This window comes from Pseudomonas sp. PDM01 (assembly GCF_014852325.1).
Classification (GTDB): Bacteria; Pseudomonadota; Gammaproteobacteria; order Pseudomonadales; family Pseudomonadaceae; genus Aquipseudomonas; species Aquipseudomonas migulae.
In genome coordinates, this window is the sequence record NZ_JACVBK010000005.1 from 275,194 (window position 1) to 291,479 (window position 16,286).

14 protein-coding genes are annotated in these 16,286 nt (G+C 61.7%); 4 read left to right on the forward strand and 10 right to left on the reverse strand.

Features of this window, described 5'->3' with window-relative positions; translation table 11 throughout:
* Positions 1–53 precede the first annotated feature (53 nt).
* Positions 54–1,667, forward strand: a complete 1,614-nt coding sequence (locus IB246_RS14975) for an NAD(P)/FAD-dependent oxidoreductase (RefSeq protein WP_008043543.1) — start codon at positions 54–56, stop codon at positions 1,665–1,667.
* Between the two features lie 137 nt (positions 1,668–1,804).
* Here the strand turns inward: IB246_RS14975 and IB246_RS14980 are convergent, their stop codons facing one another.
* On the reverse strand, positions 1,805–2,902 hold the full coding sequence (locus tag IB246_RS14980) for a PLP-dependent cysteine synthase family protein (RefSeq protein ID WP_177318900.1): 1,098 nt from the start codon (positions 2,900–2,902) through the stop codon (positions 1,805–1,807).
* 235 nt (positions 2,903–3,137) lie between these two features.
* On the opposite strand from IB246_RS14980, the gene nhaA reads away from it, so the two are divergent.
* Positions 3,138–4,319 carry a Na+/H+ antiporter NhaA gene (gene nhaA, locus IB246_RS14985; RefSeq protein WP_008045233.1) on the forward strand — a complete coding sequence of 394 codons (1,182 nt, stop codon included), beginning with the start codon at positions 3,138–3,140 and terminating at the stop codon, positions 4,317–4,319.
* Between the two features lie 510 nt (positions 4,320–4,829).
* Here nhaA and IB246_RS14990 read toward each other — a convergent pair.
* A complete protein-coding gene (locus tag IB246_RS14990; protein ID WP_008040841.1) occupies positions 4,830–5,294 on the reverse strand; it encodes a glycine zipper 2TM domain-containing protein in 465 nt (154 codons plus the stop codon).
* 168 nt (positions 5,295–5,462) lie between these two features.
* Between IB246_RS14990 and IB246_RS14995 the strand changes: the two genes are divergently transcribed.
* Positions 5,463–5,699 (forward strand): hypothetical protein, encoded by a 237-nt coding sequence (locus tag IB246_RS14995; protein WP_008040840.1) that lies wholly within the window; start codon positions 5,463–5,465, stop codon positions 5,697–5,699.
* Between the two features lie 5 nt (positions 5,700–5,704).
* On the opposite strand, the gene pdxH is transcribed toward IB246_RS14995, so the two are convergent.
* From pdxH to dinG, 5 genes are all read right to left on the reverse strand, one after another.
* Entirely contained in the window at positions 5,705–6,352 is a 648-nt protein-coding gene (gene pdxH, locus IB246_RS15000; protein WP_008040839.1) for a pyridoxamine 5'-phosphate oxidase, read from the reverse strand.
* Between the two features lie 24 nt (positions 6,353–6,376).
* The gene (locus IB246_RS15005) at positions 6,377–7,366 is read right to left on the reverse strand and encodes an OmpA family protein (protein ID WP_008040838.1); all 990 of its coding nucleotides are present in this window, start codon (positions 7,364–7,366) and stop codon (positions 6,377–6,379) included.
* A gap of 114 nt (positions 7,367–7,480) precedes the next feature.
* Positions 7,481–8,626, reverse strand: a complete 1,146-nt coding sequence (locus IB246_RS15010; RefSeq protein WP_008040837.1) for an EstA family serine hydrolase — start codon at positions 8,624–8,626, stop codon at positions 7,481–7,483.
* Positions 8,627–8,855: 229 nt separating this feature from the next.
* Positions 8,856–11,366: a hypothetical protein gene (locus IB246_RS15015; protein ID WP_008040835.1), complete on the reverse strand. Its 2,511-nt coding sequence runs from the start codon at positions 11,364–11,366 to the stop codon at positions 8,856–8,858.
* A 95-nt stretch (positions 11,367–11,461) separates the two neighbouring features.
* Positions 11,462–13,606: an ATP-dependent DNA helicase DinG gene (gene dinG / locus IB246_RS15020; RefSeq protein ID WP_008031664.1), complete on the reverse strand. Its 2,145-nt coding sequence runs from the start codon at positions 13,604–13,606 to the stop codon at positions 11,462–11,464.
* Between the two features lie 99 nt (positions 13,607–13,705).
* On the opposite strand from dinG, the gene IB246_RS15025 reads away from it, so the two are divergent.
* Positions 13,706–14,170, forward strand: a complete 465-nt coding sequence (locus IB246_RS15025; protein WP_008031665.1) for a CopD family protein — start codon at positions 13,706–13,708, stop codon at positions 14,168–14,170.
* Positions 14,171–14,299: 129 nt separating this feature from the next.
* Here IB246_RS15025 and IB246_RS15030 read toward each other — a convergent pair whose 3' ends face one another.
* From IB246_RS15030 to IB246_RS15040, 3 genes are all read right to left on the reverse strand, one after another.
* Entirely contained in the window at positions 14,300–15,058 is a 759-nt protein-coding gene (locus IB246_RS15030) for a collagen-like protein (RefSeq protein WP_008040834.1), read from the reverse strand.
* Complete coding sequence (locus IB246_RS15035; RefSeq protein WP_008031667.1) at positions 15,051–15,329, reverse strand: DUF1145 domain-containing protein; 279 nt, start codon at positions 15,327–15,329, stop codon at positions 15,051–15,053. Before IB246_RS15035 ends, IB246_RS15030 begins: the two co-directional genes overlap by 8 nt.
* A gap of 148 nt (positions 15,330–15,477) precedes the next feature.
* Entirely contained in the window at positions 15,478–16,197 is a 720-nt protein-coding gene (locus tag IB246_RS15040) for an OmpA family protein (RefSeq protein ID WP_008040833.1), read from the reverse strand.
* Positions 16,198–16,286 lie beyond the last annotated feature (89 nt).

A 16,286-nucleotide genomic window follows, 5' to 3' on the forward strand; every position in this document is an offset into this window, starting at 1 on the left:
GCCGCCTTCAAACGCCTTGGCGCAGTTGTGCGCCCCGCGAACCGGATCCCGTCATGTTACGAATCACTGAACTCAAGCTGCCGATCGACCATCCCGAAGAAGACCTGCGCCCTGCTATCGTGCAGCGCCTGGGCATCGCCAGCGATGACCTGCTCGATTTCACCTTGTTCAAGCGCAGCTACGATGCGCGTAAAAAATCCTCCGAACTGTGCTTCATCTACACCATCGACCTCACCGCGAAGGATGAGGCGGCGTTGCTGCACAAATTCGCCGATGACCGTAACGTCAACGAGGCGCCGGATGTCAGCTACAAAGTGGTCGGCCACGCGCCGGCCGATCTGCAGCAACGCCCGGTTGTCGTAGGTTTCGGGCCGTGCGGGATTTTCGCCGGGCTGCTGCTCGCGCAAATGGGCTTCAAGCCGATCATCCTCGAGCGCGGCACCGAAGTGCGCCAGCGCACCAAGGACACCTGGGGCCTGTGGCGTAAAAGCGTGCTCAACCCCGAGTCCAACGTGCAATTTGGTGAAGGCGGCGCGGGGACTTTCTCCGACGGCAAGCTCTACAGCCAGATCAAGGATCCGAAGTTCATCGGGCGCAAAGTCCTGCATGAGTTCGTCAAAGCCGGTGCGCCGGAAGAAATCCTCTACGTCAGCAAACCGCACATCGGTACGTTCCGTCTGACGGGCGTTGTGGAAAACATGCGTGAGCAGATTCGCGCACTGGGCGGCGAAGTACGCTTCCAGCAGCGCGTCACCGACGTGTTGATCGAGGACGGTCAATTGGTTGGCGTCGAGCTCAACGGCGGCGAACAGATCCATTCGAAGCACGTGATTCTGGCCCTCGGCCACAGCGCCCGCGACACCTTCCGCATGCTCCACGGTCGTGGCGTGTTCATGGAAGCCAAGCCGTTTTCGGTGGGTTTCCGTATCGAACACCCGCAGTCGCTGATCGACCGCGCGCGCCTGGGCAAGTACGCCGGCCACCCGAAACTGGGTGCCGCCGACTACAAACTGGTGCACCACGCCAAGAACGGTCGCTCGGTCTACAGCTTCTGCATGTGCCCGGGCGGCACGGTGGTCGCGGCGACCTCCGAGCCGAATCGCGTCGTGACCAACGGCATGAGCCAGTATTCGCGTAACGAGCGCAACGCCAACTCCGGGATCGTCGTCGGGATCACCCCGGAAGTCGATTATCCGGGCGGCCCGCTGGCCGGTATCGAGTTGCAGGAGCGCCTGGAATCCCACGCCTTTGTGCTGGGTGGCAGCAACTACGAAGCGCCGGCACAGCTGGTGGGCGATTTCATCGCGGGCAAACCGTCCACCGAGTTGGGCAGCGTTGAACCGTCCTACAAGCCCGGTGTTGCGCTGGGTGATTTGGCGTTGGCCTTGCCGGCATTCGCCATCGAAGCCATTCGCGAAGCCTTGCCGGCGTTCGAGAAGCAGATTCGCGGCTACTCGCTGCATGACGCGGTGTTGACCGGGATCGAGACGCGCACGTCGTCACCGTTGCGGATCACCCGTAACGAGTCGATGCAGAGCCTGAACGTGAAGGGTTTATTCCCGGCGGGTGAAGGCGCGGGTTATGCGGGCGGGATTCTGTCGGCGGGTGTCGACGGGATTCGCATCGCCGAAGCCGTGGCTCGCGACATCCTAGGCCTGGAAGCCTGACCTGCATTCCCTGGAATAAATGCAAAACCCTGTAGGAGCGAGGCTTGCCCGCGAAGAACGATAACGCGGACATTCAGACAGACCGCGTTATCGTTCTTCGCGGGCAAGCCTCGCTCCTACAGGGGCGTCGTTAGCCGTTAGATGTTGGCGCGCAGCACGGTGGCTGGAAGCGGCTCGCCGCGCTCGACACTCGCTGCCACCGCCGCCATCAACCCGCTCAACTCATACCCCTGCGCCTTGAGCCAGGCCTGATCGTAATAACTGGTCTCATAGCGCTCGCCGCCATCGCACAGAATCGCCACGATCGACCCCGTTTCCCCCGCCGCCACCATCTGTTGCGCCGCCATCAACGCACCAATCAGATTGGTCCCGCTCGACCCGCCCACCCGACGTCCCAAACGCTGCGCCAGGTAATGCATGGCCGCCAGTGACAGATCGTCCGGCACCTTGACCATCGCATCGATCACCTTTGGTAGAAACGACGCCTCGACCCGTGGCCGACCAATGCCTTCGATCCGCGAACCGTGATCCAGTCGAAGACTGGCATCGCCAGTCAGGTAGTAATCAAAAAACACCGAGCGCTCGGCATCGGCGCACAGCACGCGAGTGCAATGCTGGCGATAACGCACGTATCGCCCGAGGGTCGCCGTGGTGCCGCCGGTGCCTGGGCTGGAAATCAGCCAGCTCGGCTCCGGGTGCTGTTCAAAACGCATCTGATGGAAGATCGACTCGGCGATGTTGTTGTTCGCCCGCCAGTCGGTGGCACGTTCAGCGTAGGTGAACTGATCGATAAAGTGCCCGTCGTGCTCGCGCGCCAGGCGCTCGGATTCGGCATAGATCTGCGTCGGGTCGTCCACCAGATGGCTCTTGCCACCGTAGAACTCGATTTGCGCGATCTTCTCTTTGGAGGTGGTGGCCGGCATCACGGCAATAAACGGCAGGCCGAGCAAACGGGCGAAGTACGCCTCGGAAATCGCCGTCGAACCGCTGGACGCTTCGATCACTGGTGCGCCGGGTTTAAGCCAGCCGTTACACAGCGCGTAGAGGAACAACGAACGCGCCAGGCGATGTTTCAGGCTGCCGGTGGGATGGCTCGACTCATCCTTGAAATACAGCTCGATGCCCGGCAACCCCGGCAGCGGCAAGGGGATCAGGTGGGTGTCGGCGCTGCGCTGGAAGTCCGCTTCGATGATCCGGATGGCTTCCCGGGCCCACTGTCGGTTGTCGCTCATGATGGTTTTCTCGTTGAGTCGGCCTTGGCACAAGGCTCAGCCCACAAGCTTAGGAAAAATCCGACATCGCGCACAGATACAGCTGAGCTTCAATACGTCCGGCAACTGCTAGGCTCAGGTCCGTGTCGCCTTTCGCGTTGTAACGGCATATAACAAAAAAGAATATAACTTTTGTTTTAACAACTAACGGTACGGGTTAGGGTGTGCCACCTTTTTGATTATTCGATGGAGAGCGACCTTGCCTCTGCGTAGCACTTTCACGCGTTTCTTTCAGTTGGAAGCTGCCAGCGGTCTGTTGTTGATCGCCGCAGCAGCCCTGGCTTTGATCATCAACAACTCCCCGTTGTCGTGGCTCTACAGCAGCTTTCTGGACACCCCGGTGGTGGCTCAGGTCGGCGCGCTGCAAATCGCCAAACCGGCACTGCTGTGGATCAACGACGGCCTGATGGCCCTGTTCTTCCTGCTGATCGGCCTGGAGGTAAAGCGCGAAGTCCTCGACGGTCAGCTGTCGAAGCCTTCACAGGTGGTCCTGCCCGGCGCTGCGGCGATTGGCGGCATGGTCGTGCCGGCGTTGGTCTACTGGTTCTTCAACCGTGACAACCCCGCTGCGCTCGGTGGCTGGGCCATTCCGATGGCGACTGACATCGCCTTCGCCCTCGGCGTCCTCGCCCTGCTGGGCAAGCGTGTGCCGGTGTCGCTGAAACTGTTCCTGATGACCCTGGCGATCATCGACGACCTCGGCGCGATCATCGTCATTGCGATCTTCTATTCCGGCGCGCTGTCGACCCTGTCCCTGGCGTTGGCCGCGGCCTGCATCGTCGCGCTGATCGCGATGAACCGGCTCGGCGTGGTCAAGCTCGGGCCGTACATGATCATCGGTTTGATCCTGTGGGTGTGCGTACTCAAAAGCGGTGTCCACGCCACGCTGGCCGGCGTAACCCTGGCCTTCTGCATCCCGTTGCGCACCAAAAACGCCGAGCCGTCGCCGCTGCTGACGCTGGAACACGCCCTGCACCCGTGGGTCGCCTACGGCATCCTGCCGCTGTTCGCCTTCGCCAACGCCGGCCTGTCCCTGAGCGGCGTGACTGCCGAAAGCTTCACCCATCACGTGCCAATGGGCATCGCAATCGGCCTGCTGCTGGGCAAGACACTTGGCGTGTTCGGCCTGACCTGGCTCGCGGTAAAAACCGGCATCGCCGCCCTGCCCCAAGGCGCCAATTGGGGCCAGGTGCTGGGGGTTGCGATCCTCTGCGGGATTGGTTTCACCATGAGCTTGTTTGTCGGTTCCCTGGCGTTTGAACCGGGCGTCAGTGAATACGCCGGGATGGACCGGATGGGGATTTTGACCGGGTCGATATTGGCAGCGTTGATTGGATATGCGGTGACGGCGGCGGCGAGTCGCAAGCAAGGCGAGCGCTAATCCTGAATGGTTGTGGTGGCATCGCTCGCACATTAACCCTGTAGGAGCCGGCTTGCTGGCGATGGCGGTGGGTCAATCAACCTGTTTATTGACTAGACGGACGCCATCGCCGGCAAGCCGGCTCCTACAGGAAATCGCGTGCGCTTTTGATTTTCACCACTCATCAGGCCGAGCGTTAGCTCGCCTTCCGCTTTTGATCTGAGCGCCCCCTCGAGAGGCCGAGTGGAGGTTCTGCGCAGTGGGCAACCCGGCATGGATGCCGGGTTAGCCGCGCACGGCCAGGGATGGCCGATCGCGGCGGGCCCACGGAGCAGGACCGGAGCGAGCCACCGAACGAAAGGGGCAAAAGCGCTTGGTTACTTGGCGCTTCTCCAAGTGACTCGCCGTAAGGGCGAAACCAATGGAAGCCGTTACCGCAGAAACGGATATCCCCCCAATCCAAAACCCCGCCTCAAAAAAAACCCCAACCAGCTCACGCTGATCGGGGTTTTCTTTTACCCGCGTTCCCGCTTAGTGCGTAACGCGGCTCGTACCATCTACAGTAGCAATCCGCACCCGCTCACCCACACGGAACACTTCGTTTTCCTGAACCTGCTGCACATAGGCACGCATGCTGCCGTCGTCTTCACGAACAGTGATTTCCACACCTTGGGTGCGGGTCAGGCCTTCTTCAGTGGCCGAGCCGATCAGCCCGCCAGCCACGGCGCCGATAACTGCAGCAACGATGCTGCCTTTACCACCGCCGATGCTGCTGCCACCAACACCACCGACCGCCGCGCCGGCGAGGCCGCCGATCGGGGTCTTGGTGCCTTCGATTTTCACCGGACGCAGGGATTCGATGGTGCCCATGCGAACGGTCTGCACACGACGCGCTTCGTCACGGGAGTAGGAGTCACCGGTCAGGCTCGATTGGCAGCCAGTGAGCAACATCGCCATCGTGGAAAAGGAAGCAACAAGCAGAACAGACTTACGCATGGCATCACCTCCAAAGGACATGTAACCATTAAACTCCGCAGCTTGACGCGTGTCACGACGTCGCCCCGATAACATTGGTTTGATTCAGGCCCGGTACAGGGACCTCCACGAACTCATCAAACATTAGCGGCAAATGACGAGATCTGCGCCGCTGCCCCAAGGATTTTCATGGATTACTTCATCATTGTCGTCACCACTGTCGCCGGTCTGTACTTCCATGGGTGGTTGTACGTACGGATCAAACGCTGGATGGACCGCGATATGGCGCTAGCCCTGGCGGGGAGCGATGAGCAGAAAAGAGCCTACATGCTCCAGCAACTGGCGAACGCTCAAGCGCAGAAGATCAAGCGTCGGGACCTGCCTCAGTGGCTGGAGGCCGCTGCGGCAGGTTATCCCGGTCGGTAGACTGCTCAGGGCGCCAGACGTTCAAGAATCCAGTCGGCGCCTTGCAAACGATAGTTGAGGCGATCGTGCAGGCGGCTCGAACGGCCCTGCCAGAATTCGATGCGCTCAGGCAGCAGACGATAACCGCCCCAGTGCTCAGGGCAATGAGGCTGCGTATCGCTGAAACGTTGCTCGGTGTTCTTGAGCAACGCTTCCAGTTCGGCACGATCGGCGATCACGCGACTTTGCGGTGAAGCCCAGGCGCCAAGGCGACTGCCCAGCGGCCGGACCTGGAAGTAAGCATCGGACTCCTCAGGCGTGACCTTCACCACCCGACCTTCTACACGGACCTGACGCTCGAGGGCCGGCCAGAAAAACGTCATGGCCGCGAACGGGTTCGCGGCCAGATGCTGGCCCTTGGCGCTGTCGTAGTTGGTGAAGAAGGTGAAGCCCTGCGCGTCCAGGCCCTTGAGCAGCAAAATGCGGCAATGCGGCCGACCGTCCAGGTCGACAGTGGCCAGGGTCATGGCGTTGGCTTCCACCGGCGGCTGCTCGGTTTTCACCGCGTCGGCAAACCACTGATGGAACAGCGCGAACGGCTCGGCCGGGGCTTGTGCCTCGGTCAGGCCGTCTCGGGTGTAGTCGCGACGCATATCAGCCAGGCCCTGGGTCATGGCGCATTCCTTTTGGTTAACGAATCACTTTTTCACAGGATCAGCGACAACGACTTTTTTGTCAGCTGCCGCGGCTTTGGCCGGCGTGGTCTTTTTGGCCGGCGTCGCGGTTTTAGCCGGAGTCTTCTTGGCGGCGGCTTTCTTGGCCGGCGCTTTTTTCGTGGCAGGTACAGCGGCTTTCTTCGCGGCTGGTGCCGGGGTGACCGGCTTGGCCACTGGCTTGACGTCCTGGGCAGCGACCAGTTTCACCGGTGCAGGGGCTGGCATGTTGTACTTGCTCAACAGCGCAACCATAGTGTTTTGCGGAGTCACCAGCAGTTCGACGCGACGGTTCAAGGCACGGCCTTCAACGCTGTCGTTGGCCGCACGCGGGGCTTCGCCACCCATGCCGCGCAGCATCAGGCGATCACGCTGCAGACCGCTGAGGCGGAAAATCGCCGCCACGGCTTGTGCGCGTTCCTGGCTCAGTTTCACGTTGGCCGGTGCGGCGCCCGAGGTGTCGCTGTGACCCAATACCAGCACGGCGGTCTTGGGATCGACTTCAAGGATTTTCGCCACGCGAGTGAACGGGCCGAGAGTCACCGGCAACAACATGGCCGGACGGTCCGGGTTGAACGAACCTTCTACTGGCGCAGTGACCACCAGCACGTTTTCACGGCGCTCGAGTTGCAGGTTGCTGTCCTTGATCGCGGTGCGCAGGCGCGGTTCGTAATCGTCGAGCCAGGCCTGAGTGACTTTAGGGTCAGGCATCGGCACGACTTTGGCCGTGCTCTGCTCTTTGCCGCCGAACGGCCACCACCATTTACCACCGGTGTCGGCTTCAGCCTTGGCAGCCGGGGCCACCTCGGCAGGCTTCACAGGTGCCGGCGCGGGAGCCGGCTCTTTCGCCGCGACTTTGTCGGAGGAACCGAACGGCCACCAGCTGCTGCCATCCGAATCATTTTTTGGTGTCTGCGCACAACCGGTAACAGCGACACACAGGGCCAAAGCGAGGGTGGTTTTATTGAGTGACATTGGAAATCCACAAAAAAGAAGTCATAAAAATTCAGGCCGGCATGACCCGGATAAACAGACGGTTGGAAAACATAAAGGCCTTCGGGTTCCGGCCCTGGAACCCTTCAGCGCGTTTTACAGACAAGTGGCCAGTACCCGCGCGAGCTTTTGCGCGCGCGGATCCATCAAGACGTAAGGCCCCAGTGTATTTGTCACAAAACCGAAGGCGACATCGTATTCAGGGTCAGCAAAACCGATGGAGCCGCCAGCGCCCGGGTGACCGAACGCACGTGGGCCGAGGCCGTAGGTGGCGTTCGGGACATCCGGTTGATCGAGCATGCAACCCAGGCCGAAACGGGTCCGGGTCAGTAAAGTCTTGTCTTCGCCGAGGCTGTGTTCGCGGGTCAGCTCATCGAGCATCTCGCTTTCCAGCAGGCTGCCGTCGAGCAGCCCGGCATAGAACCCGGCCAGGCTGCGGGCATTGCCGTGGCCGTTGGCCGCCGGTTGTTGCATGCGCCGCCATTCCGGTTTGTTGGTGCTGGTCAGGACCGACGGCGGGTTAGTAAAGGCCCGCGTGGTCATGGCCGTCGGTTCGCGCATCGTCACTTGCAGCAGGCGCTGGGCCGCGGCATCCCCGACGTTGCCCTTGCCACGGGCGATGTGCGCCACGCGATGGAATTCTTCATCCGCCAGGCCGACGTGAAAATCCAGGCCCAACGGTTTGGCCACGCGGGCCACAATGGACTCGCCCGGCCCACGCCCGTCGGCACGGCGCAGTAACTCGCCGACCAGCCAGCCATAGGTGATCGCGGCATAACCGTGACCGGTGCCCGGCGTCCACCAAGGCGATTCGGCGGCCAGCGCATCGACCATGGTTTGCCAGTCGTAAAGCGCTTCCGGGGCCAGCAACTCGCGCAACGCCGGCAAACCAGCCTGATGGCAGAGCAGTTGACGCAAGGTGACGGATTCCTTGCCGGCGGCAGCGAATTCGGGCCAATAGCGGGCAACCGGGGCATCCAGTTGCAGCTTGCCTTCGGCGACCAGTTGCAGGGCGGTGACGGCGGTGAAGGTCTTGGTGCAGGAAAACAGGTTGGCGATAGTGTCGCTGTGCCAGGCCTCATGGCCATCCTTGTCGGCGGTGCCGGACCAGAGGTCGAGAACGGTTTCGCCGCCAACCTGGATGCACAGCGCTGCGCCACGCTCCTGAGGATCGTCGAACAACGCCGCGAACGCTTCGCGAACCGCTTCGAACTTAAGCTCGTAATGACCCTGAATCTGCACCCGCTACTCCCTCGGACAAACGTTCTACAAAGTGGCCGGCATTGTTCCAGCCATTGATGGTTTTGGGAACAGGGTTGGGCCGGGCGGTCGGATTGCCGATCTATTGGATCTGGAATTCATGGTGTTTTTGAGGACGCCTTCGCGGGCAAGCCTCGCTCCTACAGGAGCACCACCGAACCTGTAGGAGCGAGGCTTGCCCGCGAAGAACGATAACGCAGTAGATCAGGCCTTAATGACCATTCCCCGAATGCCCACCCGCCTGCCCGGCGCCCTTCCCCGGGCCCTTGCCGGCTTCAGCTTTTCGCCCGCCTTCGGCATCGTGACTGGCTTTATCCGCTTCAGCCTTGGCCTTCTCGGCCTCTTTGCCCAACTGATCAACGGCCGCCAGGTTGCTCTTGCGCACGCTGTCGACGAAGCCCTGAAACGGCAGATCGGTAATGCCGACCAAACCAAAGTGCCCGTTTTCACCGTCCAGCAGACGACCGGTCACCGGTTGATCGAGGTACTGGAACCAGTGCACGCCGACAATCGACGGCTCGCTCAGTGCCTGTTTCAGGAAATTGGCGTAAGCCGGACCGCGATCCTCTTCCTTCGCCAGTTGCGTCACGCCGCCCCAGAACGGGCCGCGATCGGCCGAGCCGAAGTTGAATTCGGTGATCAGCACCGGTTTGTCCAGGCTGCGCAATTTGGCGAAGTCGTAGCCGTCCTGCGGTTGCAGGGTGTACATGTTGAAGCTCAGCACATCGCAATACTGCGCACAGGACTCCACGGCTTCCGGGGTGCTGATGGCGAAGCGGCCGCCCAGCAGCAGCTGATTCGGTGCGTGCCACTTGAGCGAGTCGGAAATGGTTTTGAAGTACGTGTCAGCGAAGACCTTCTGGAAGTATTTGAAGTCGGCTTCGATTTCCGGGTACTCGGCGCTCGGCAGCGGCGGCACGAAGCCCGGGTCTTCCATCAATTCCCAGGCCGGCAAGTCGATGCCCCAGGCTTTGGACAGGCCCGCCTGATTGCGGTACTTGTCGCGCAATTGCTTGAGGAACGCGCGCTTGGCCGGCACGTCAGTGGTCATTTTCAAGGTGCCGTAGGCCAGCGCGTAGCGGGCTTTCGGGTCGTCACCGGGACCGGCCCAGGCCAGTTCGTTGTCGGCGAAGTAACCGATCAGCCAAGGGTCGTCGCGATGATCGCGGGCGGCGATGGCCACGGCGCGTTCGGTGGCCATGGCGAAACGCGGGTCGAACGGGTCAGGCATGCCGCCCCACCAGTCGGTGCCGGTGCTGATGCTGGCGTAATCGCCGACGATCGACAGCGGCAAGGTGTAGGGCACGCGGTCCGCGTTGCCCAGCTCCGGGGCGCTCCAGTTGCCGATGGTGTTGAAGCCCCAGGCTTGCAGGCGATCCAGGGTGTGGCTGGCCCAGCGTTGTTCATCAATCACTGCGGTGCAAGGTTCGGCGGGTTTCTGCTCGACCGCTTTCGCGACGGTCGCGTCCTCTGCGCCGGCCTTGGCGGCTTCGGCAACACCGGCTTCGGCCGTGGAAGGAACGACGGGTTGTTCAGCGGTCTTCTCGACCGTCGCCTCAACTGCGTCGGCCTTGGCCGCTTCGGCGACACCGGCCTTGGTGTCGCTGCCCGGTGTGCAAGGGGCGCCATACAGACGCTGCAGGTTCGCGCCATAGAAATCGTACCAGCGCCCGGCGTTGTAGCCTCGGCCCTGATCGACGCCATTGCCACCCCGGTTGTCGCCTTCGCCAAAGTGACTGGCCAGCGGTTCTTCGGGTTTAGGCAGCGATTCGAACATCCACTCGCGACCGGCGATGTAAGTCTGGTTGACGTCCGGCGCAACGGTGTTGACCCCGAGCGAATAAAACGGATGGCCTTCCGGGGTCACCAGATACCAGCGACCGTCACGTTTCTCGCTGCGGAAAAAACCGCTGGCCTTGAACGTCGGGCCTTTTATCCAGCCACCGAACTTGTCCAGCGACGACTTCTCGCGCTCGGCCAGCCAGGTTTTGGTTTGTTGCTGTTCCTTGGCGGCGGCGCTTTTCAGTTGCTCGTCGCTGCTGACCTTCTCCGGCCATTTGGTCCGGGTCGACTGACCGAAAGCGTCCACCAGGCCGCCATAAACGGCTTGGGTGACGGCCTCGCCTTCCTGCACACCGAAACGCTCAAGCAGGATACTTTGCGCGACTTTCGGCTGATCCATCGACAACGTCACCGACACCACCTGGCTGCGATCCAGCTCACCGGCGCTGCTGGCCAACAGGATGCGTTGACCGTCGACAGTCATCGGCATCGGCGGACCGGCCTTCATGCCCAGGCTCAGCGGCGAGCTCGGCTGCAACGGCACCAGCAGCGTCTGCGCAGGGCCCGCCGGCAGATCCACGCGACTGATCAGCGTCTTGCCGTCGTTGCTCTGGATTTTCACGTAAAGGGTCACGGCCCAGTCCATTGCGCTTTGAATACGCAGGCTCATCACGCCGGACTGCGACCAGTCCCAGGCCCCGGTTTGCGGGGTCAGGCGCAGGGTTGGCTGGGCCACCGGGTTGAACGTCACCCGGCGCAGCACTTCGCCTTCGGCCGTTTGCTCTGCATTGGATTGCGGCAGGCTGGCGTCCTGAGTCGCCACCTGGACCACGTCGGCGGGGCGCACAAAGTTGAACAGCGTCTGCTGGCCTGCGGGAGCGGCGAGCAAAGGCGTGGTGAACAACAAGGCAAAAACAGCAGGCAACGAACGGCGAATCATGAGAACGAAAATCTCCCTAACGACCAACAATGGCCAGTGGAAAAGCGATGGCAGAGAGATAGACAACGCGGCGGGCAGATTTGCCCACCGTCGTATCAGGAAATTTCTCGACGGAATGGCGGTAACGCATTGAGGATCGCTTTGCCGTAACGCTGGGTGACCAGGCGCCGGTCGAGCAAGGTGATGGTGCCGCGGTCCTCTTCGGTTCGCAGCAAGCGACCGCAGGCCTGGACCAGTTTCAGCGAGGCGTCCGGTACGGAGATTTCCATGAACGGATTGCCACCCCGCGCTTCGATCCACTCGGCCAGTGCCGCTTCGACCGGATCATCAGGCACCGAGAATGGAATCTTCGCGATCACCACGTGCTCGCAGTACGCACCGGGCAAGTCGACCCCTTCGGCGAAACTCGCCAGGCCGAACAGCACGCTGGAATCGCCGCCATCGACGCGCGCCTTGTGCTTGTTCAGGGTTTCCTGTTTCGACAGGTTGCCTTGAATGAACACTTGCTTGCGCCAGTCGCGGTCGAGACCGTCGAATACGTCCTGCATCTGTTTACGCGAGGAGAACAGCACCAGCGTGCCGCGCGAACCTTCAACCAGTTGCGGCAGGTCACGAATGATCGCCGCGGTGTGGGCCGCTGCATCACGTGGATCGGCTTTCAGGTCCGGCACCCGCAGCACGCCGGCATCGGCGTGATGGAACGGGCTCGGGACCACGGCGGTCACGGCTTTTTTCGGCAGCCCGGCACGCATGCGGAAGCGGTCGAAGGTGCCGAGTGCGGTCAGGGTCGCCGAAGTCACCAGCGCGCCGTAAGCCACGTTCCACAGGTTGCGCCGGAGCATTTCCGCCGCGAGGATCGGGCTGGCGTTGACTTCGATGTCGAACAGCGAGCCGCTTTCGGCCAGGGTCAGCCAGCGCGCCATGGGCGGGTTGTCTTCCGGGTCTTCGGCGGTGAATGCAACCCACAACTCCCAGTTGCCCGAAGAGCGCGACAACAGGCTGCCGAACAGCGGATACCACTCTTCAGCCTGGTTGCTGGCGATGCCGATGTTGACCTCGCCGTCCATGCCTTCCTTGAGCAGCTCGGTGAGGCGGGTAAACAGGTCGGTGAGACGGGCAAAACCCTTTTTCAGCTCGATGCCCATTTCGCGCATGTGCTCGGGAATCACCCCGCCGACGAAACGGTGACGCGGCCGCTCACGACCTTCGACGTCTTCGCCGGGTTTGAAATCGGCAGCCTGTTCGCAGGCGGTAAACATGAATTGCTGCTGGGTCTTGATCTCACGGGCCAGCTCCGGCACCTGTTCGATCAACTTGCCCAGGTCACCCGGCAGCGGATGCTGGGCGAGCAATTTGGTGAGGTTCTTCGCGGTGGTTTCCAGCCAGTCGGCGGTGGAGCGCAGGCGCGTGTAATGGGCGAAGTGGCCGATGGCCTTGTCCGGCAGGTGGTGACCTTCGTCGAACACGTAGATGGTGTCGCGCGGATCGGGCAAAACGGCGCCGCCGCCAAGGGCCAGGTCCGCCAGGACCATGTCGTGGTTGGTGACGATCACGTCAACCTTGCCCATGCCTTCGCGGGCCTTGTAGAAGGCGCACTGGCCGAAGTTCGGGCAATGGCGGTTGGTGCACTGGCTGTGATCGGTGGTCAGGCGCGCCCAATCGGCGTCTTCCAGGGCGGTGGACCAACTGTCGCGGTCGCCGTCCCATTTATTGCCGGCGAGCTTCTCGATCATGCTGGTGAACAGCTTCTGACTGGCCTCATCGACCTCGATCTTGAAGCCTTCTTCTTCGAACAGCTGCGCGGTAGCGGTTTGTGCGTGACCTTCCTGCAGCAACATGTCGAGCTTGGACAGGCACATGTAGCGCCCCCGGCCCTTGGCCAGGGCAAAGCTGAAATTCAGCCCGCTGTTGCGCATCAGGTCAGGCAGATCCTTGTAGACGATCTGTTCTTGCAGGGCCACGGTGGCCGTGGCGATCACCAGGCGTTTGCCGGCGGCTTTCGCAGTCGGGATCGCCGCCAGGCTGTAGGCCACGGTCTTGCCGGTACCGGTGCCGGCTTCCACCGCGACAATCGCGGGGTCGCCACTGCGCCGGCCTTCGTCGTCGGTGTCGATGTCACCGAGGACCTTGGCAATTTCAGCGATCATCAGGCGTTGGCCGTAGCGCGGCTTGAGGCTCTTGGCTTCGAGAAAACGCGAGTAGGCGCCCTGGATCGTGGTTTTGAGTTCAGTGCTGATCATGGATTGTCGGGCGCAAAAAACGCTGGATAAATTTTCAGTGGTTCGGTTCGGCGGCTATCATACCGCGCTAATTAATCCCGCGCAGAACGGAGTACCCCAATGACACCTTTTGGCATCGTTTACACCCTGCATGTCCTTTCCGCCCTGGTGTGGGTCGGCGGCATGTTTTTCGCCTGGATGGTCTTGCGTCCGGCCGCGATGAAGGCGCTGGAAGGCCCGGCCCGGTTGAAGCTGTGGGTAGAAGTGTTTCAAGGTTTTTTCCGCTGGGTCTGGATCGCGGTGGTGCTGTTGCCGGTCAGCGGTGTCGGCATGATTCATTTGCAGTACAGCGGTTTCGAGGCCGCGCCGCGTTATGTGCAGGTGATGATGGGGTTATTCGTGGTGATGACCGCGCTGTTTATCCGGATTCAGGCGTTGCTGTTGCCGGAATTGCGCACGGCGGTGACGGCGCAGGATTGGCCGACGGGGGCTGCGGTACTGGGGAGGATTCGCCGGTTGGTGGGGATTAATTTGATTGTGGGGTTGGTGCTGGTGGCGATCGCCTCGGCGCGGCCGATGTTCTAAAAGCTAAAAGCTTCGCGGGCAAGTCGGATCGCCGCACCGCTCGCTCCTACAATGGACAGCGTGATCCCTGTAGGAGCGAGGCTTGCCCGCGAAGGCAATCGTTCAGACGACGAAATTGTCCGAAACCACTTACAACCTTTGAACCGTCACCGAACCCGCCGCGCCCGCAGGCCCCGGCTGGCCGTCAACGCCAGGCTTGCCGCTCTTGCCGCCATCGGCCTTGTAGACGAAGCACCCCTTGGCCTTGCCACCCGCCCCCGGCTTACCGCCAGGACCGGCCAGACCACCCGCGCCGCCGGCAACCTGAACCTTGATCTGCTCCGCCGGATAATCACGCGGCACTTCCAGCCTGACCAGCGCACCCGGCGCCCCAGGCTGACCGTCGCTGCCATCGCTGCCATCGGCCCCGCGACCGGCCTGGCCCCAGGTGCAGCCCGGTGCCTGACCGTTGGCGCCGTCGAGGCCGACAAACCCCGGTGCACCTGCGCCGCCGCGAGCATCAACCACCAACTGTGGTGCATTCAGTGCCTTGATCTGCACATTCAGATTGCGTCCCGAGCGGGCCGCCTTGAGGTAAGTACCCGGTGCACCGCGAGCGGTAATCTGGCTGCCTTCGGACAATTGGGCGCGGCTGACTTTCAACTCCAGCGCCGTTTCGCCGGGCACGATGGCGATCCGCGCTTCACGCCCCAGGCGCAATTCGCCGACGCTGACTTCGGTCACGTTCGAGGGAATCAGCAATGTGCCGTAATCGGCCACTTCCAGGCGTTCCAGCTGCAAGGTGCTGGCGGTATTGGGCAAGCGCATCAGCGAGTTGGTTTCGACGCTGACCACCTGGGCGCAGGCGAATGGGCTGACGAGTGCGGCGAGCAGACAGAGTTTACGCATGGGAAGCCTTCGGTACGGCAGGAGCCGGAATGGTTTGCAGGTGGAAAACACCGAAAAAGACAATCTTCAAGCGATCACGCCAAGGGTGGGCGCGGCCTCTGAGACTGCGGAAACAGAACACCGCCTCAAGAAGATGAAGGAACGCCAGCAGGCCGCCGGCCAGATTGACCAACAGGTGCAGCGGATTGACAAAGGGCATCAGCAGATTGACCAACACCACCAGCCAGAACAGCAGGGTCAACAGCTTACCCAGCCCCCAAAACACCTTCATACGCCCCCCCGTTGAGAATTATTCTTTGCACGCACAGTAACGGCTTCCACGCGGGATAAGCCAGAGGGCAACGGAAAATTCTTCATGAAGGCCGCCGAATGGCCGTCGGCGCCACTGCAATCATTGGCCGACGGCTCTATCACGGGGCTCAGCGATTGATGTGCAATTCCACGCGACGGTTTTTCGCGCGACCTTCCTCTGTTTCGTTATCGGCCACCGGTGCGCTTTCGCCCCGGCCTTCGCTGGTGAGTTTGTCCGGCGCCAGGCCCATGCCCAGCAAGTAAGCCGCCACGCTGCTGGCGCGTCGCTCCGAGAGTGCCTGGTTATAGGCGTCGTCACCCACGCTGTCGGTGTGGCCGATCACTTTGATGCTGACCACATCGGCGCTTTGCAGTTTGGGTATGAACGAGTCCAGCTGACTTTGCGCCGAGGGTGTCAGGTCGGATTTGTTGAACGCAAACAACACATCGCCCGCATCGCTCAGGGTGATGACTTCAGATTGTGCAGGTTCAGCGGGATTCACACTGGCCGGGTATTGCGGCAGCGGACAACCATGATGCTCGACCGGAGTATTGGCCGGCGTATCCGGGCAGCGATCGCGTCGATCGAAGACACCATCGCCATCTTCGTCGCCATCCTGCGCGTAGCAGATCAGGCCACCGGTCAAGATACCAAGCGCCGCTCCACCGGCCGCCCAACCGCCACTTTCGATAGCGCCCAAGCCACCACCGACCAAGCCACCGATAACGCTGCAGATCGGCCAGGTACGTTGATTGAGGGGGGCAGTGCCATCGCTGTGAGTAGCGCAACCGGTCAACAGGCTGCCAAGCAGCACAACCGGCCAGACGGTCCGTGTGAGAAGGCTCATGGTGAAAGCTCCTGTGTTACCGGCCGACGCCGGTTACACAGGAGTAAAGACCCGCATCCGTGACTGCACAAGCCACGGATGCGAGGGAT